Here is a 17179-nt window from a genome sequence, read left to right as displayed (position 1 = left end):
GCTCCGGCCCAGGGCCCGGCTCCGGCCCAGGGCCCGGCTCCGGCCCAGGGCCCGGCTCCGGCCCAGGGCCCGGCTCCGGCCCAGGGCCCGGCTTCGGCCCACGGCTCGGCTTCGGGTCCTGGTTCGGCACCGGGTTCGGTTGAAGGGCCGACTGCGGTTCAGGGTCCGGCTTCGGTCCCGGCCTCGGTCTGGGCGCCGGATTCGGGTCGGGGCGCGGCCTCGGTCCCGGCTTCGGGTGTGGTGCAAGGACCGGCTGTGGCTCAGGGATCGGGCTTGGTGCCGGGGCTGGGGCCCGTGCAGGGGCAGGGTGCGGGCGTTCGGGCGGGTGGAGGAGTTGAGGGTGCTGCGCGGGCTGCGGCCGCGGGGGCCCTGTGGGAGGCCGCCGCGGAGGCGCTCGCGGCGGGGGTGACGGCCGCGGGGGCCGTCGTACAGGCCGAGTTGCTGCGCGCCGCACACACCGCGCGCCTCGCAGGGCTGCCGCGGGCCGAGGCCGCCGCCCTGCGCCCGCTCGCGGTCGGCCCCGTACCGGGGGCGGAGTACTCGCTGCGACTCCCCGAGGAATGGCTCGGCCGCGCCGACCTCGGCTACGACCGGCTCCAGGGCAGCCACTTCCCACCGCCGCGCCCCGCGCCCGACACCCTCGGGGCGACCGGGCCGGATCCGCTCGCGGACTCCCCCCTGTGGCGGGTCCGCCGGCTCTTGGAGACCGGGGTCGCGGGTGGCCGCCGCGCGGTGGCCGAGGGCTTCGACCACGCCCCGCTGCGCCGGGCCGGGTTCGCCACGGCGGCGGAACTGGCCACCGCGCTCGCCGCCGAGGCGGCGCGCAGGCACGCCAGTTGCGGCTGGTGGCCGCCCAGCCCGAGTCGGGGTGGTGGGCGCTGAGCGTCAGCCACTGGCAGGCCTGCCGCAGAACATCCTTCAGCAACAGTCGCCGTACGAGGGCCCGTTCGCCCGAGGGAACGGCGTCCACGCGCAGCCGGCGGACCGCAGCTCGTCCTCGACCGCGGTCCGGCTCACGGGGTGGGCGAAACCGGCACGCAGCGGGGCCCGGTTGTAGGCGCCCCATGGGCGGTCGTCCACCGGCCGGACGCTACCGGCCCGTTCGCAGCCAGCCATCGAGAGCGGCGAAGTCCGCTTCCCCGAGGCCCAGTCGGGGGTCGACGCGGTGGAGCAGGGCGCGGCCCGGGTGGTGGGCGGCCACCCAGGCGCGGTCCGCGGCGGTGATCTCGTCGTCGACCCAGACGAAGGCACGGCCGGCCGCACGGGCGACGAGGGTACGGGTCTTCCAGTGCCTGCCGCCCCGCCCGTCCTCGGCGGAGGGCTCCGGCCAGTCCACCACCGGCAGCCGGGGGAGTCCGAGCCGGGGGCCGAGGACCTCGTTCGCGTCCTCCATCCACGTCGTGGCCCACACCAGCTCGCACGGCAGCGCCGCCAGCCGGGGCCCGAGCGCGGGATCCACCCGGGCGAGCAGCGGATGGGCATCGGCGTCCGGGGGCCCGTACGTCGGGTACCCCTGCCCCCCGAAGGGGATCAGCGGGCCGTCGACATCAAGGAACAGGAGGGGGAGCGGGAGCGGGAGCGGGGGTGGCTGCACGGAACGGTTCACCGCGGCACGCTACCGGTCCGCCCGGCCCGGTCCGCCCGGCCCGGTCCGCCCCGAAGGGAACCGGGAGCGCGTCGAACACCTCTCCATGGGGGAGATGGACTAGGGGGACGACCATGACCACCACCGCTGTTTCGCTGGCCGGGCGAACGGTACTCGCGGGGCTCCTGTGCGCCGCGCTCGCGGCTTGCGGGACCACGCAGGCGGGGCAGGCGGCGGGCCCTGCCCCCGTACCGGGCCCGGCGAAGGAGACGTGCGGGCTCGGCGCGGGCGCGGGCGCGAGCGCGTCGCCGGACGTGCCGACCGAGGAGCAGACGGGCGGATACGCCGGCCCGCCGACCGACCAGGAGACGGGCGGATACGCCGGACCTCCGACCGACCAGGAGACGGGCCCCTACACGGGCCCGCCCACGGACGAGGACACCGGGACCCCCGGCCCGCCCACCGACCAGGACACCGGGATTCCGGACCCGCCCACCGACGAGGAGGACGGCATCCCGGACCCGCCCACCGACGGGGACATCACCAACGGCGCCGGTCCCTGCGGTGCGCGGGGCTGGTTCGACATGACCCGGGACTTCAACGCCTACTTCGCGAAGCACCGCACGCAAGAGGACGCCTTCATGCCGCAGAACGCCGTCCGGCAGGCCCGGGTCCGCAAGGTGAACGGGGCGGGCGAGGCGGCCGTCTACTTCCACACGCGCGCGGTCGGGAAGGGCGAGGCCGAGAACGTCCGGCGGGTGGCGGCGGTCTTCGCCGCGTGGCGGCACGAGGTCTACGGCGACAAGGGCACCCTCACCGTCAGCGTTTTCCGCCCCGGGTTCGAGACGTACTCCGTGGCCCTGACCGAGTCTTGGTGAGGGCCCGGGGCGGCGGCCGTGCCGCCGCCCCGGCTGGGCAGAGTAGGGACAGGACGACAGGAAGAGGCAGGCAATCCATGACCCACGACACCGAGACCGAGCCGCACGTGCCCTCCGCCGATGAGCGCGCGGCCCGTGACCGGGTGCGGGAGCAGGCCACCGGCCTGAGCCACCACGAGGTGGAAGCCGCGCTCGAAGCTGCCGAGGCGGCCGCCGGTGATCTCGACCGGGCCGATGACCGTACCGTGGCCGCGGTGGTGGAATGGCAGCGGATAGCGGACCTGCTGTTCGACCATGGCGGGCCGTACTCGCCGGACGCCGACGCCTACGTGCAGGGCCAGCTGGCCGCCCGCCGCAACCACCGTCCCTGAGGAGGCACCCCCCCCCGCGTGCCACTCACCGGCACCCCCAAGGCCTGCTTTGGATAGTCATAAGCTCGGGTTATAGGGTCATAACCAGGGGCCGGGTGCCGGGTTAGGCTAGCCTTAGTTTAGGGTTCCCTTGATCGAGTCTTTCGTCGTTCGAAGGGAACCCAGCCATGCCTCGCCCCCTGCGGGTAGCAATCGTCGGTGCCGGCCCCGCCGGCATCTACGCAGCCGACGCCCTGCTGAAGTCCGAGGCGGCCACCGACCCGGGTGTGTCCATCGACCTGTTCGAGCGGATGCCCGCGCCCTTCGGCCTGATCCGCTACGGCGTCGCCCCCGACCACCCGCGGATCAAGGGCATCATCACCGCCCTCCACCAGGTGCTCGACAAGCCGCAGGTCCGCCTCTTCGGCAACGTCGACTACCCGAACGACATCAGCCTCGACGAGCTGCACTCGTTCTACGACGCCGTGATCTTCTCCACCGGCGCGACCGCCGACCGCGATCTCACCATCCCCGGTGTCGACCTCGACGGCTCCCACGGCGCCGCCGACTTCGTCTCCTGGTACGACGGCCACCCCGACGTCCCGCGCACCTGGCCGCTGGAGGCCGAGAAGGTCGCCGTCCTCGGCGTCGGCAACGTCGCCCTCGACGTCGCCCGCATCCTCGCGAAGACGGCCGACGAACTGCTGCCCACCGAGATCCCGCCGAACGTCTACGAAGGCCTCCGGGCCAACAAGGCGCTCGAGGTGCACGTCTTCGGTCGCCGCGGCCCCGCGCAGGCCAAGTTCAGCCCGATGGAGCTGCGCGAGCTCGACCACTCGCCGAACATCGAGGTCATCGTCAACCCCGAGGACATCGACTACGACGACGGCTCCATCGCCACCCGCCGCTCCAACAAGCAGGCCGACATGGTCGCCAAGACCCTGGAGAACTGGGCGATCCGCGACATCGGCGACCGGCCGCACAAGCTCTTCCTGCACTTCTTCGAGTCGCCCACCGAGGTGCTCGGCGAGGACGGAAAGGTCGTCGGCCTGCGCACCGAGCGCACCGAGCTCGACGGCACCGGCAACGTCAAGGGCACCGGCCGGTTCACCGACTGGGACGTCCAGTCCGTCTACCGGGCCGTGGGCTACCTCTCGGACGAACTGCCCAAGCTGCCCTGGGACGTCGAGTCCGGCACGGTCCCCGACGAGGGCGGCCGCGTGATCGAAGCCGGCGCGCACCTCCAGTCGACGTACGTCACCGGCTGGATCCGCCGCGGGCCCATCGGTCTGATCGGACACACCAAGGGTGACGCCAACGAGACCGTCGCGAACCTCCTGGACGACCACGCGGCCGGCCGCCTGCTGACCCCCGCCGAGCCCGCGCCGGAGGCCGTCGAGGCCTTCCTCGCCGAGCGCAGCGTCCGCTACACCACCTGGGAGGGCTGGTACCGGCTCGACGCGGCCGAGAAGGCCCTCGGCGAGCCCCAGGGCCGCGAGCGCGTCAAGCTCGTCGAGCGCGAGGACATGCTCAAGGCCAGCGGGGCGTAGTCCCGCGTACCCCGGGGGCCCGCCGCGCGCGGGTTCCCGGGGCACGGCGGTTCGCCAGGGTCCCCGTGGGGACGGTACGGGGAGATCCGGGCGGCCGGGGCGGAATGCCCGGCGGCCGGCGGAGGTTCGGGTAGGGGCAGACCCTGACCACCCTGCAGGCACCCGGGGAGAGCTCATGAAGATCGGCATCATCGGAGCAGGCAACATCGGCGGCAATCTCACCCGTCGCCTCACCGTGCTCGGACACGACGTGTCCGTGGCGAACTCGCGCGGCCCCGAGACCCTGACCGCCCTCGCCGCGGAGACCGGAGCCACCGCGGTCACCGTCGCCGAGGCGGCCCGCGGCGCGGAGATCGTCGTCGTCACCATCCCCCTGAAGAACGTACCGGCCCTGCCCGCCGGCCTCTTCGCGGAGGCGGCGCCCGGCTTCGCCGTCATCGACACCGGGAACTACTACCCGCGCCAGCGCGACGGCCGCATCACCGGCATCGAGGACGAGGGCCTCACCGAGAGCCGCTGGACCGAGCGGAACCTCGGCCACCCGGTCGTCAAGGCCTTCAACGGCACCTACGCCCAGGACATCCTCGACCGCCCCCGCGAGGCGGGAGCCCCGGACCGGTTGGCGCTCCCGGTCGCCGGCGACGACGAGGCGGCGAAGAAGGCCGTACGGGCCCTCATCGAGGAACTCGGCTTCGACACCGTGGACTCCGGAGGCATCGACGACTCCTGGCGCCAGCAGCCCGGCACCCCCGTCTACGGCCTCCAGGCGGGTACGGACGCCGTCACCGAGGCGCTGGCCGGGGCCTCCCCGGAACGTCCCGCGGACTTCCGCGGCTGACCGGCAGCGCCGATCGGGCGGCAGCCGCTACGGAGCCGCCGGGCCCGGCCGCCCCAGGCATGTGAGGGCCGCAGCCGTCAGCGCCCGCACCCCCGCCGGGAGCGCCGTGCGCACGTCCGGGGCGAAGTCCGGGGCGTGGTTGGCGGGCAGGGCGGCGAGCTTGCCCGCCGCCGTCCCGCCCGGAGCGGCCGCCCAGGCGCCGGGGCCGATCACGCCGAGCATCCAGTAGGCGAGCCGGACCCCGTCCGCCCCGTGCAGGGTCCGGCCCGCGTCACCGAACAGCGCGAAGTCCTCCGTCGCGAGGGACGGCGGCCACATCGCCACCCGCTCCGCGCCGAACTCCCGTACGTGCGCCTCCCGTACGGCCCCGGTGGTCCCCGGGTCGGGATGGGTCACGGGGGACTCGCAGACCCGGACGATCTCCGGCTCCCGCGGGCAGTCCGAGGCGGCGCACTCCGCGCGCACGATCCGCTCCACGGCGCGGGCCGCACGGGCGAGCGCCGCGTCGCCCGCCGCCCGTACGGTGATGTCCAGCTCGGCCCGCTCCGGCACGACGTTCGCCCGGTCCCCCGCGTGGAACGCGCCGACGGTGACGGCGACCTGCTCCGAGGGCGCCGCCTCCCGGGCCACCACCGTCTGGAGCCGGGTCACGACATGCGCGGCCGTCACCACCGGGTCAACGGTGAGCTGCGGGGCGCCCGCATGGCCGCCCCGGCCGTGCACGACGACCCGGAAGGTCACGCTGCCGGCGGTCATCGGCCCGTAGCCGTGCGCCACCATGCCCGCCGGCAGCGGGGCCGCGTGCTGGGCCAGCACCGCGTCCGGCCGGCCGACGCGCTCGTACAGTCCGTCGGACAGCATCGCCCGCGCGCCCCGGAGCGTCTCCTCCGCCGGCTGGCCCACGACGACGAGCGTGCCCCGCCAGGTGTCCGGCGAGCGGGCCAGCAGCGCGGCGGACCCGGCGGCGGCCGCCAGGTGAAGGTCGTGCCCGCAGGCGTGCGCGGCCCCGTTCTCGCTCGCGTACGGCAGGCCCGTGGTCTCCCGTACGGGCAGGGCGTCCAGTTCGGCGCGCAGCAGCACCGTGGGCCCTTCGCCGGAGCGCAGCACCCCGGCCACGCCGTGCCCGCCGATGCCGCGCGCGGTCGCGAACCCCGAGGCCTCCAGCCGGTCGGCGAACAGCCCGGCCGTACGGGCCTCCTCGCCCGAGAGCTCCGGATGCCGGTGCAGGTCCAGGTACAGGGTCGTCAGGGGGCGTATGAGATCGGCGAGGGCACGGGACGCATCCATGGGACCCATGATCGGACGCCCGGCCCGGCCGGACGCGCCAGGGCGCTGACACTTTCCGTCAGCGGGATGACAGCGGTACGGGGGGTGCGGTGACGGCGGCACCGGGTGTGATGGGGCCAAGTGCCCGCAACCACCGAAGGAGTCACCATGGAGAAGTCCCCCCTCGCCTCGCTCGCCGACGAGATCCTGGAGCTGGAGTCCGAGACCTTCGAGATCTCCGACTACTCGGACGCCAGCGAGGTCGTGCTCGCCGGTTCCACGAGCTGCAGCTCCACGTCGACCTGTTCCTCCACGACCAGCACGACTTCCTGCAGCGCCTGACACACACGGATGCCCCGGCCCTCGCACGAGCGGGAGCCGGGGCATCTGTGTGCGTGTCAGGAAGACGGCCGGTCAGGGGAACGGGTGCGGCACCATCCGGATCTCCGACTCCGCCAGGTCCGTCTCCCGCAGCCCCGCCCGCCGCGGGGCGCTGCGCAGCCGCGGCATGTACGGGGCCCGCTGCCGGGACCAGCCGAAATCGATCGGCAGCAGGCCCGGCACCACCGCGCAGACCGTGCTCAGCCCCATCCGCCGCTGTTCCGGGGTGGTCTGGTCGACGGCGATCACGTCGTGCCCCGCCGAGGTCAGCTCCGCCACGCAGGCCAGGAGGTCGTCGCGCAGGTCCCCGGTCGGCGGACGGCTCCAGGACCGGTACGCCTCGTCCAGCGGCAGGACGGCGCGCGGCTCCCGGTACGGGCGGACGTACGGGGCCATCGCGGGCAGCCCGTACAGCTGGGCGTGGTCCTTGAGGTGCCTGACCCGGCCGAAGTCCCGGGCCATGGCCTCCAGTTCGCCCCTGCGCTCGGCCACCTGCCGCGGCAGGTGCGGAATGTAGGTGAGGACCTCCGACAGCGCCGCCTCCACCGCGTCCGCCGGATCGAGGGCCGCGCCCGCGCCGAAGGAGTACAGCCCCTGCCCGCCGTCGCGGCGGACCGCGAGGGCGGTCACCACCGGCACCGCCAGGTCGATCCGGTTGTCGAAGGCGTGCACGTCGTACCCCTGGAGCGCCGCCCGGTCGGCCATCGCCCTGACCGCCCGGCCCGGCACCGAGGCCAGGTCGATCTCGGGCAGCCGCAGCCCGCCGTACCAGGCCAGCAGGAAGGCGTCCCGCTCGATCAGCTCCAGCAGCGCGCCCAGCAGGGCCTCCTCCGCGCAACTGCCGATCGCACAGCCATTGGAGCACTCGAAGACGAAGTTGTCCGCCGCAAGTCCCGCGCTGTAATGCACCAGCCGCGCCGGCACCAGCACCGGCCGTTCGTCGCGCAGCGAATGCCCGTACACCCACGGGATCGGCCGCTCCGGGTCGAAGGGCGACACCAGGGGATCGTCCCGGTAGGTCCGCGGCGGGTAGGACCCGCACTCGGCCGGGTCCAGCGCCCGGTCGCCCAGTTCGGCGTACGAGGCGGTGAGCGGCGAGGTGCCGGTGCGGCGGTGCGTCCCCGCGTACCGCTCCAGGCCCTCCAGGAAGGCCAGGTCGCGGCTGGCCGTGAAGCTGTTGGCCTGCCCGCTCCAGGTGACGTCCGTCAGACCCGCGTAGCCGCGCATGAAGACACTGCCCGCCACGGGCGCCGTGGTGGGCGAGGTGACGTTGATCCAGGTACCGGCGCCGAGCACCCCGGTCACCGGGTTGGCCAGCGCCGCCCGCGGCATCGGATACGAGGAGGCCGCGCGCAGCCGCTGGGCGTGCGGCTCCGGCTTGGGCCGGGAGGCGGGGGCGAAGGGCGCCGGGGCGTCCGCGCGGCGCGGCCCGCAGTCCGGGCAGAGCGGATCGGCCGCCAGGGGGTACGTCCGCACCCGGAGGGTCTCCAGGTCCAGCCGGGTGACCTGGGGCAGGGCCCGGTCGGCGGCCGTCTGCCCGGTGCTCCCGCCGGCCAGACCCCCGAAGGCCGCTTCGTGGAGCGCGTACGCCGCGTCGCGCGCGTACGCCGTCAGGCCCGGCGGGGCCGGGGCCACCGCCGTGACCGGACCGCTGCCGGTCTCCAGCGCGTCACGCTCGCTCCGGCTGCGCAGCCGCTGCCAGCGCATCGCCAGGCACCGGCCGCAGGCGGGCGCGGTGCCGTCCCCGCCCCAGGGGCCGATCAGAACGGCCCGGGCGGTGAGGTGGACGGTCGCGGCCGCCCGCACCCCCGCGAAGGGGTCGGCGGAGCGCGGCCCGAGCGCGTCGTGCACGCCCAGGCTGACCACCTGCGTACCGAGGCCGGCCAGGGCGCGGGCGAGCTCGCGCCGGGCCGCCTCCAGCGGGCTGCCGTCCGGGGCCTGGACCGGCCCCGGAGCCACGGAGGTCGATGTCATGTCCGGTTGCTCCAGCGGAAGGTCTTGAGCCCGATCGCGCCGAACAGCAGGGCGAAGCCGAGCAGGACGGCGCAGCCGATGCCGATGTCCGCGATCGGGCCGGACCCGGTGAGCGCACCGGTCGCGGCGTCGTTGAGGTAGCGCAGCGGCAGGACGCGGGAGACCTGCTGGAGCCAGGACGGCATCATGTCCATCGGCAGGAAGGACCCCGACAGGAACGCCATCGGCACCATCAAGCAGTTGGCGATGGCGGCGACCGCCTCGGGAGTGTTCGCGTACGTCCCGACGATCACGCCGATCGCCATGAACGCGGTGGTCCCCAGCACCAGCGCCGGCAGCACCAGAGGCCAGCGCCCGTCCAGCTCCAGCCCGAAGCCGGGGAGCATCGCGACCGCCACGAACACGGACGCCTGGACGATGCCGATCACCAGGCCCAGCACGTACCGCGAGGCCAGCACCGTGGTCAGCGGGGTCGGCGTCAGCCGGATCAGCCGCAGCAGATCGTCGCGCCGCCACTGCATCAGCGTGAACGCGATGCCGAACACGGCCGCGTTGGCGACACCCCACGACATCACGCCGGGCGCGATGTACGAGATGTACGGGCGGCCGCTCTCCTCCACGTCCTGCCCGCTGAAGATCAGCCCGAAGACGACGAGGAAGATGAGGGGGAAGGCGAAGGTGAAGAAGAGGGTGGCCTTGTCCCGGACCTGCGCCCGGTAGCCGGCGGCGGTCAGGGCCGTGTACGCGCTCATGCCTGGGACTCCGTGGTGTGTGCGTGGGCGGTGGCGTGGCCGGTGGCGTGGCCGGTCAGCTCCAGGTAGACGTCCTCCAGCGTCGCCGTACGGGTCATCACCCCGTCGAGCCCGGTGAGTGCGTCGAGGGCCTGGAGCACCTTGCCGGGCGAGGCGGTCTCCAGCACCAGCGACCCGCCCTGGAGCACGGCCCGGTCCACCCCCGGCAGCGCCGCCGCCCGGGCCGGCTCGATCCGTCCGACCGGCAGCAGCAGCCGGGCCGGTGCCCCGGCCGCGGTGACGAGCCGGTGCGGGGAGTCCAGGGCGGCGATCCGGCCGGCCACGAGGATGGCGACCCGGTCGCACAACGCCTCGGCCTCGTCGAGGTGGTGGGTGGTGTAGACGATGGTGCGGCCCTCGCTCTTGAGGGTGCGCAACACCTCCCACAGGTCGCGGCGGGCCTGCGGGTCCAGTGCCGCGGTGGGCTCGTCCAGGAAGATCAGCTCGGGGCCGTGCACGAGGGCCGAGGCGATGGCCAGGCGCTGGCGCTGACCGCCGGAGAGGTTCTCGACCAGCACGTCGCGCTGTTCGGTGAGTCCCACGGTCGCCAGCGTGCGCTCCGCGGCGGCCCGGTCGGCGCGGTAGAGCCCGGCGACGGTGGCCAGGTGCTCGTGCGCGGTCTGCCGGACGAAGAACGCCGAGGCCTGCGTCTGTACGCCCATCCTCGGCAGCAGCGCCGTGTTGCGCGGCCAGGGGCTGTGGCCGAATACCCGGACCGTCCCGGAATCGGCCTGCCGCAGTCCCTCCATGATCTCGATGAGGGTGGTCTTGCCGGCTCCGTTGGGGCCGAGCAGGCCGAAGAACTCGCCGCGGCGAACATCGAGGGAGACCCCTGCCACGGCCTGCCGGTCGCCGTAGCGCTTGTGGACGTCCAGGGCGGCGATGGCGGGCGCCTCGGGCCCGTCGGGTCCGTCGGATGCCCCGAAGGGCGGCTGGGCGCTGTCAGTTGTCATGGGTGGTGCTTTCCCTCGGTTGGGTGGGAGGTGGGGGAGCGGGAGGTCGGTCTCAGGGGGCGAAGGCGTACAGGGCGCCGGCCACGAGGGCCCCGGCGAGGAGCAGCACGAGCACGGCGGAGCCGATGCCGTAGGCGAGGTAGAGCCGGCGCGCCCGCGGCGGGTACGCCCCGGCCGCCTCCCGGTCGCGCATCCGCAGCCGCAGGTACGCCGAGCCGGCGGGCGCCAGCCGGGTCACGCGCAGCACGTGGCCGAGCATCGTGTAGCCGTCGAGCGGCGGCAGCGGCACCAGGTTGACCAGCGCCTGCGCACTGCCGAGCAGCAGCAGCGCGCCCAGCACCCGGCCGGTCGGATCGCCCTGCGGCAGGGCGGCCCACCAGCCGGCGAAGGGGAGCAGGAAGAGGAGGTTGGCGAAGGCGCCCGCTCCGGCGACGGCCACCTGCTGCCGTCGGCGGGGCAGGTAGCGGTAGTTGTCGACCGTGCAGTACATGATCGCCACCGGCAGCCGCCAGCGCAGCCCGATCTCCCCGACGGTGCCCCCGACGTGGCGGGCCGCGATGCCGTGCGCGAACTCGTGCAGGGCCGTACTGAGCCACAGCAGGGTGGCGACGGCCAGCAGTGGCACCGGGCGCGCCGCCAGCCACCGCAGGTCCGCGGCGAGTTCGCGGAACGAGGCCGCGAGCAGTCCCTCCATCACCAGGCAGACCAGGAGCAGCCCGCCCAGCACCACCGGGTGCAGCGCGGGCCTCAGGAAGCGGTGCAGGCGGGCGGTGGTGGCGTCCGCGTCGGCCACCAGGCGGAGCGTGCCGCGCAGCAGCGTGCCCGTGCGGGGGCCGCCGCGGGGCTCGGGCGGGGCCGGTGGCGGCCCGCCGGCGAGGAGGCGGCGGCTGCCGAGCAGGGCGAGCAGCTGCTGCCAGTTGCCCTCGCCCAGCCGGCGCCCGAAGGCCTGCCCGTACGCGAGGCCGATCTCCGCGAGGGTGCTGGCCCCGTCCAGCCGGGACACGAGGAAGTACTCCTTCGGACCGATCTCGAAGGAGGCCCCGGAGACCGGGTCCTTGACCAGGTGCACGACGGCCGGCCCGTCCAGCAGCGGCGGCGACAGCAGGACGTCCGGGCGCAGCGCGGGCCGGTGCTCCAGCAGTCCGCCGGGTGCGGTCACGGCCGGACCGCCCCGGCGCCCGCCCCGGCGCCCTCGCGCAGCACCCGGCCCAGCAGGTGCGCCAGGTAGGCCTCGTCGCGGATCGTCACGTGCAGCCGGTTGTTGGTCATGTGCATGTACGGAGAGAGCAGCAGCGGCAGCGCGACCGCCGGATCGGTGATCCGCTCGTCCCGGGTGCCGTCCCAGGAGCGGAAGACCAGCTCCCCGGAGAGCGCCAGGGCCTCGGCACGCTCCCGCAGCTCCCGGCAGTGCTCGGCCCAGCCGGCGAGGAAGGCGGGCAGCCGGCCCGTCTCGCCGGAGCCGAGCGCCTCGCGCAGGGCGGCGAACCTGCGCGTGAGCCCGGGCGCGGTCTGGGCGTACGTACGGTCGTACTCGGTCGAGCCGATGAATCCGGTGCCCGGGAAAGCGGTGTGCCAGAACTCGTAGTAGCGGTCGAGATATCCGCCGAGTTCCTCCCGGTCGGGCAGGAACACGCCCGCCATCACCATCATCAGCTGCGCCGAGGTGCCGAGCAGGACGGTCCTCAGATGGAGGTTCATCCGGCCCAGGGCGTCCATGACGAGATCGCTGGAATGCGAGAAGTGCCATTCGGCGAGTTCGATTCCCGCCGGGCCGCCGTACTTTCCGTACTCCGGCTCATAAGGCTCGTACGCGAAGGAGTTGTTGGGCCGCAGGTTCATCCGGCCGTCCGGCCCCATGAAGGCGGCGCGGTCGCCTTCCGGGAACTCGATGTCGAAGAGAGTGTTGTAGAACTCGTTGAGGAATCCGGAGTCGACCTCGTAGAGCGCGGGCCGGGCCCGCAGGAAGGCCGAGAGGGCCTCCTCGGTCCGGCGCCGGACCTCGGGCCCCGCTGCCGGGCTCGCGGGCCGGAGCCGCAGGCGTACGTGCGGCCCCTCCAGCCAGTAGTTGATGAAGAAGTGCCCGGCGAGCAGACCGTCCCGGCGCAGCGAGGCGATCAGCGGGCGCATGCAGTTCACCAGCAGGGGCTGCGGGTTGGCGGCGTAGAAGACGTGCACGGCCTGCCAGGCGCCACGCCGCTCTTCGCCTCGCGTCTCGGTCAGATCCGACATCGGTCGCCGCCTTCCGGGCTCGGGGTGGTGGTCGTTCGAGTGGTGGTGAAGGTCTCGACGGCGAATTCCGTCACGTGTCCGCCGCGCGCCGACCTCGGGTGCGGGCCGTCCGGGCCGGGGAGCGCCTCGCGGAAGACCACCCGGTGGCCGGGGTCGCGCAGCAGCGACGCGAAGGCGGACAGCGACAGGGGGCTCGCGAAGTCGACGTACTGCGGTTTCGCGCCGAGCGCCGACGGCCCGGCGGAGACGGTCGCGAACACCTGCTCGGGCAGCCCGTGCGTACCGCGCCAGCGCTGCCACTCCAGGAACTGCCCGGCGCTCTGCGGGTCGGGGGCGCCGCGGACCGGCAGGGCGCCGGCCGTCGTGCTCCAACTGCGCCTGCTGAGCACCAGGTTCCCGTGCACCACGCGGGGCCGCGCGTGCACCCCGGCCCGCGGGGCGCCTTCGGGGACCCCCGCCCAGACGTCCAGCGGCGACATCGAGGAGGGGGACAGCAGCAGCAGGGTGCGGGGGATCGCGGGCAGGGCGAGCGGCACCAGGTAGCCGAGGTAGACCGGGATCACCTCCAGGCCGAGCCGGTGCGAGCGAAGCACCACCCGCCCGTTGCCGGGGACGTGTTCGGCGTACAGGTCCTCCAGCGGGAGCCTGCGGTCCTCCGGGAGGGTGCCGCTCTCGCCGGGGCAGACGATCTCGTACTCGGTCAGCCGCCCGTGCAGATTGAGATTGGTGGTGACCGGGCCGCCGGTGACCTCCGCGAACACCGCGCCCTCGGGCGTGACCCGGGCGGCGCTCTCGCGCAGTTCGCCGGCGAGCGCGGGCGCGGCCTCGTAGAGGTGGGTGAAACGGCTGAACGGGAAGGACAGCCCGCCGTACGAGCGGTTGAGCACGGTCAGCGGCTGCCCCGTTGCGGGGTCGTCCGCGAGCTGTACGTGGTGGCAGCGCGGCGCGAAGCGCGCCGCGACCGGGCGCAATTCGGCCTCCACGGCCGCCAGGTCGGCCTCCTGGAGCCGGAGTTCGCCGTCGTGCACCGACCCCTTCTCCTCGTGAACCTGCCACGCGGCCCGCATCCGGCCGACGAACGCGCGCCGGGCCGAGTCCAGCGCCCGGATCCCGGGCAGGCCGAGCCAGTTCTCCTCGGGCACGTACTCCCCGCGCGCGTCGAAGGGGGTCCGGCGCGCGGTGAACGAGAGGTACTGGTCGAAGAAGTCCTCGTGGAAGTCGTGTACGAGGCCCAGCAGGTCCTCGCAGCGGCCGCCCTGCCCGTAGCGGGCGGTGAAGAACCCCTCGAAGGTGATCCGTTGGGCGAGGGTGAGGTCGAAGGCGGGCAGGATCCGCTCCACCGAGCGCAGCGCGCCGCCGTCCTCGGCGAGCGGCGGACAGGTCAGGTCGCGGCCCGCGCTCACCTCCTCGTACAACAGGGTCTGCGGCAACACCGGCTCCCGGCAGCCGAGTTCCTCCTGCGCCAGGTGCAGGCCCGAGCGCAGTGCGCGCAGCAGTTCCGTGCGCTCGCGGTGCCCGGCCGCCGGATACCGATCCAGGGCCCGGGCGGGAGCGTCGAGCAGCGCGGAGAGCCGGTCGGCCCACGGCCTGCTCAGGGCCGCCAGGGAACGCTGGAAGGCGCGCAGCGGGTCGCCGTCGTGCACCTCGGTGTCCAGACACGGGACGCGCACCATGCCGAGCTGGAGCAGCGCGCCGATGTACGCCTCGCAGTCGGCCGGGGCCGCACCGTGCTCCGCCGCGAGCCAGTCGGCCAGCTCCTGGTGGCGCAGCTCGGGACGTTCGGCGAACAGGCTCAGCAGTCGCTCCAGCGTGCCGCTGCGGCGCAGGAAGAACAGCCGGTCCTTGACCGCGTCGAAGGTGACGGCCGCGGCGTCGTCGCCGGCCGTCACCGAGCGGCGCACGTAGCGGATCCGGTCCTCGTCCCGGCCCCAGCCCGGGGCCGGGCGCAGCGGCAGGTCGCGCCGCCGTACCGGGTCGGCGAGGATCAGCTCGGCCAGCCGCGCCAGCACCACCACGTTGAGCCGGACGTGGCTGGTCCAGTCGTCCGGTACCCGGATCCCCCCGGGGACGGCCCCGGGGGCGAAGCGGCCGGTCGCCACCCCGGTGAAGGTGCTGAACGGGCTGGTCTTGCAGGCGGTGCGGTACAGGTACGACAGGAGCGAGCGCTCGACCTTGCGCACCCGGCCGCTCGGCACCCCGCCCGCCCCGGTGGCCGCCGCGTACGCGTCGAGCTGGCCTTCGAGCACGGGCGAGGCCAGCAGCAGCCCGTGCCGCAGCCGGTCGTCCGCGAGCAGGCCGCGCAGCGCCGCCCGGCTGCGGGCCAGGTCGGTGGCCAGCAGAGCGTCGCCCTCGGCGAGCAGCTTCTCCAGATGGCGGCGCCGGTGGAGCCACCCGGCCAGGCGCTCACCCGCTTCCTCGCCCACCGCGGCGAGGGCCTCGACGGCCGCGCCCGTGGCGGCCGGCAGCTTGTTGTTGTGTATCTCGCGGCGCAGGCGCAGCAGTTCGCGGCGGCGCGTCGCACCCGGCCCGCCCGGCGCGGGATCGGTCGCGCCGACGGCCTCGTGCAGCAGCTCGCTCAGCCGCCCGGCCTCCGCGGCCAGCGCCGCCTCGGCGGCGAGCACGTCCGCGGCCCAGCGCCCGGCGTCACCGCAGCGCAGGGCCTCGGCCGCGGACAGCGGCAGCCCGGCCACGCGCAGCATGAAGCGCTCGCCCAGCTGCCATTCGGTGGTGTTCATCGATCCGGCCCCCTTCACGCGATCTCGTGCCGGAAGTCGGCGGGCCGCGGCCGTTCGTGGCCGAGCAGCATGATCAGCAGGGGTGCCTCGTCGGTGCCGGTGAGCCCCAGCTCCTCGACGTAACTGATGTTGTCGAAGCCGAGCGCCACCCCCGCGCCCAGCCCGTGGGCCGCGGCGGTGGTGTAGAAGGTCTGCGCGAGGGCGCCGACGGCGGCGCCCACCAGCCGGTAGCCGCGGTCGCCCACCGCGTCCAGGACGGCGGTGGTCCGCACGGTCGGCACGAGCACGGCGGCCGCCTGCTCCAGGTTGTAGTTGGAGAGGAAGTAGTTGCGCTGCAGGAACGGTCCGGGCGGGCCGGGGACCACCAGGCGCAGCGCGTGGGCCGCCGGATCGTACGCATACGTGCCGGGGTCCACCCCCTCGACGTGGCTGACGAACGCGTACAGGGAGGTCAGCCGCGGCCCGTCCGGCCGTTCGGCCTCGCTGCCGGGCGCCGTGGCCGCGCAGTCGGCGAGCGCGGCGGCCAGCTGCTCCGCCGTGACCGGCCGGGTGGCGTCGAAGCGCCCGAAGCTGCTGCGCCGGGCCCGCAGGGCCTCCCGTACGCCGACGGGCGCGGCGGCGGGCGCGGGCAGCGCCACCGGGTCGGCGCCGCGCACCGGGTACGCGGCGGCCGCGTCGAGCGCGCCGGGGGCGGGGCGGTCGACGGCCCGGCCGAGGGTGGCGTCGTGGACGCGGCGCAGGGTCTCGAAGGTCAGGACGGTACGGGAGCGCTCAGCGTCGCGGCGGCGCACCGAGGCAGTGGCAGGGGCAGAGGCAGATGCAGACGCAGATGCAGACGCAGACGCAGAGGCAGCGGCGGGACCGGAGGCGGGGAGGGCGGAGTCCGCCGGTGCTCCCGCCCACTCCAGCGGGACGACCGCGAAGATCCCCTCCTCCTCGGGCGCCACGCCCAGCAGCCGCGCGAGCCGCTCCTCGTCGAACCACAGCGCCGGCGCGATCCGCAGCCCGTACGGCCGCGCCCACAGCCGCCAGGTCTGGAGCAGAGCGCCCACGTCCATGCTCACGGCGTGGAAGGAGAAGCTGTTGTACTTGAAGGCGTTCTGCCAGTACTTGACCCCGAGGACGAGGTACTGGGTGGCCCGGGGCCCGTCCGGACCCAGGGCCTCGCGTATGTCACCGGTGACGTCCCCGGTCAGCAGCCGGCGCAACCCGTGCTGGTGCGGGGCGTAGTGGTACAGCCCCGGTGTGAGCGGTCCGCCCGCGCCCGCGGCCCAGTGGACGCCGATCGGGTACAGACCGCCGCCGGAGGCCGTGCCCCGGGACCAGTTGGCCTGCGTGTAGTGGGGGAGCGCCGCCAGGTCGGTGTTGGCCTGCACGCCCAGCCGGCGCCCGGTCAGCCCGTACGAGTCCTGGAGCATCCCGGAGAGCAGCGGCAGGGTGAACCCGCTGCCCGGGGCCCCCGCCGACCCCGCGGCCCCCGGCGACGGAGCGGCCGCGGGGTCGGGCAGGGGCAGGGTCTCCGCGCCCGGGTAGAACTTCGCCTTCCGCGGCCGGTCCGTCCAGTCGGGCACGAAGTCGGCGGGCTCCATCGGGACCCGGCCTCGATGCATGATGGCGTTGGCGTAGTCATGGGCGTAGCCCACGGGTGT

At 74.5% G+C, this 17179-nt stretch carries 15 protein-coding genes and 1 pseudogene; 6 read left to right on the top strand and 10 right to left on the bottom strand.

The annotated features are described in order from the left end of the window. Positions 1-255 precede the first annotated feature (255 nt). On the top strand, positions 256-882 hold the full coding sequence (locus AB0M99_RS21475; protein ID WP_365922683.1) for a hypothetical protein: 627 nt from the start codon (positions 256-258) through the stop codon (positions 880-882). A gap of 36 nt (positions 883-918) precedes the next feature. On the opposite strand, the gene AB0M99_RS21470 is transcribed toward AB0M99_RS21475, so the two are convergent. Both AB0M99_RS21470 and AB0M99_RS21465 read right to left on the bottom strand, forming a co-directional pair. Next, the gene (locus tag AB0M99_RS21470; RefSeq protein ID WP_365922681.1) at positions 919-1080 is read right to left on the bottom strand and encodes a hypothetical protein; all 162 of its coding nucleotides are present in this window, start codon (positions 1078-1080) and stop codon (positions 919-921) included. Between the two features lie 10 nt (positions 1081-1090). Further along, entirely contained in the window at positions 1091-1606 is a 516-nt protein-coding gene (locus tag AB0M99_RS21465; protein WP_365922679.1) for an HAD domain-containing protein, read from the bottom strand. A 113-nt stretch (positions 1607-1719) separates the two neighbouring features. On the opposite strand from AB0M99_RS21465, the gene AB0M99_RS21460 reads away from it, so the two are divergent. The 4 genes and pseudogenes from AB0M99_RS21460 to AB0M99_RS21445 all read left to right on the top strand — a co-directional run. Next, a complete protein-coding gene (locus AB0M99_RS21460; protein ID WP_365922677.1) occupies positions 1720-2463 on the top strand; it encodes a hypothetical protein in 744 nt (247 codons plus the stop codon). Between the two features lie 77 nt (positions 2464-2540). Next, the gene (locus AB0M99_RS21455) at positions 2541-2834 is read left to right on the top strand and encodes a hypothetical protein (protein WP_365922675.1); all 294 of its coding nucleotides are present in this window, start codon (positions 2541-2543) and stop codon (positions 2832-2834) included. Positions 2835-3001: 167 nt separating this feature from the next. Further along, complete coding sequence (locus AB0M99_RS21450; RefSeq protein WP_365922673.1) at positions 3002-4363, top strand: FAD-dependent oxidoreductase; 1362 nt, start codon at positions 3002-3004, stop codon at positions 4361-4363. Between the two features lie 154 nt (positions 4364-4517). After that, positions 4518-5201: pseudogene (locus tag AB0M99_RS21445) on the top strand (NAD(P)-binding domain-containing protein); the annotation flags it as partial. 27 nt (positions 5202-5228) lie between these two features. Here AB0M99_RS21445 and AB0M99_RS21440 read toward each other — a convergent pair. Continuing rightward, on the bottom strand, positions 5229-6488 hold the full coding sequence (locus AB0M99_RS21440; RefSeq protein ID WP_365922671.1) for an amidohydrolase: 1260 nt from the start codon (positions 6486-6488) through the stop codon (positions 5229-5231). Positions 6489-6635: 147 nt separating this feature from the next. Here AB0M99_RS21440 and AB0M99_RS21435 point away from each other — a divergent pair, with 147 nt between their 5' ends. Further along, positions 6636-6809 (top strand): thiazolylpeptide-type bacteriocin, encoded by a 174-nt coding sequence (locus AB0M99_RS21435; protein WP_007268044.1) that lies wholly within the window; start codon positions 6636-6638, stop codon positions 6807-6809. Between the two features lie 72 nt (positions 6810-6881). Here AB0M99_RS21435 and AB0M99_RS21430 read toward each other — a convergent pair whose 3' ends face one another. Genes AB0M99_RS21430 through AB0M99_RS21400 form a run of 7 tightly spaced genes read right to left on the bottom strand, consistent with a single transcriptional unit; the run spans position 6882 to position 17173 of the window. Then, a complete protein-coding gene (locus AB0M99_RS21430; protein ID WP_365922669.1) occupies positions 6882-8822 on the bottom strand; it encodes a TOMM precursor leader peptide-binding protein in 1941 nt (646 codons plus the stop codon). After that, entirely contained in the window at positions 8819-9574 is a 756-nt protein-coding gene (locus tag AB0M99_RS21425) for an ABC transporter permease (protein ID WP_365922667.1), read from the bottom strand. Before AB0M99_RS21425 ends, AB0M99_RS21430 begins: the two co-directional genes overlap by 4 nt. Further along, on the bottom strand, positions 9571-10566 hold the full coding sequence (locus tag AB0M99_RS21420; RefSeq protein ID WP_365922665.1) for an ABC transporter ATP-binding protein: 996 nt from the start codon (positions 10564-10566) through the stop codon (positions 9571-9573). Before AB0M99_RS21420 ends, AB0M99_RS21425 begins: the two co-directional genes overlap by 4 nt. Before the next feature lie 52 nt (positions 10567-10618). Continuing rightward, positions 10619-11725, bottom strand: coding sequence for a peptidase M50 (locus AB0M99_RS21415; protein ID WP_365922663.1), 1107 nt, complete (start codon positions 11723-11725; stop codon positions 10619-10621). Next, positions 11722-12795 carry a lantibiotic dehydratase C-terminal domain-containing protein gene (locus AB0M99_RS21410; RefSeq protein WP_365922661.1) on the bottom strand — a complete coding sequence of 358 codons (1074 nt, stop codon included), beginning with the start codon at positions 12793-12795 and terminating at the stop codon, positions 11722-11724. The genes AB0M99_RS21415 and AB0M99_RS21410 overlap by 4 nt, the downstream gene beginning before the upstream one ends. Next, the gene (locus tag AB0M99_RS21405; protein WP_365922659.1) at positions 12783-15530 is read right to left on the bottom strand and encodes a lantibiotic dehydratase; all 2748 of its coding nucleotides are present in this window, start codon (positions 15528-15530) and stop codon (positions 12783-12785) included. The genes AB0M99_RS21410 and AB0M99_RS21405 overlap by 13 nt, the downstream gene beginning before the upstream one ends. A gap of 14 nt (positions 15531-15544) precedes the next feature. Then, positions 15545-17173: a SagB family peptide dehydrogenase gene (locus tag AB0M99_RS21400; RefSeq protein ID WP_365922657.1), complete on the bottom strand. Its 1629-nt coding sequence runs from the start codon at positions 17171-17173 to the stop codon at positions 15545-15547. Positions 17174-17179 lie beyond the last annotated feature (6 nt).

Origin of the sequence: Streptomyces sp. NPDC051183, assembly GCF_040682455.1 — a bacterium.
Taxonomy (GTDB): Bacteria; Actinomycetota; Actinomycetes; order Streptomycetales; family Streptomycetaceae; genus Streptomyces.
This window is presented reverse-complemented; position numbering and strand designations above follow the sequence as displayed.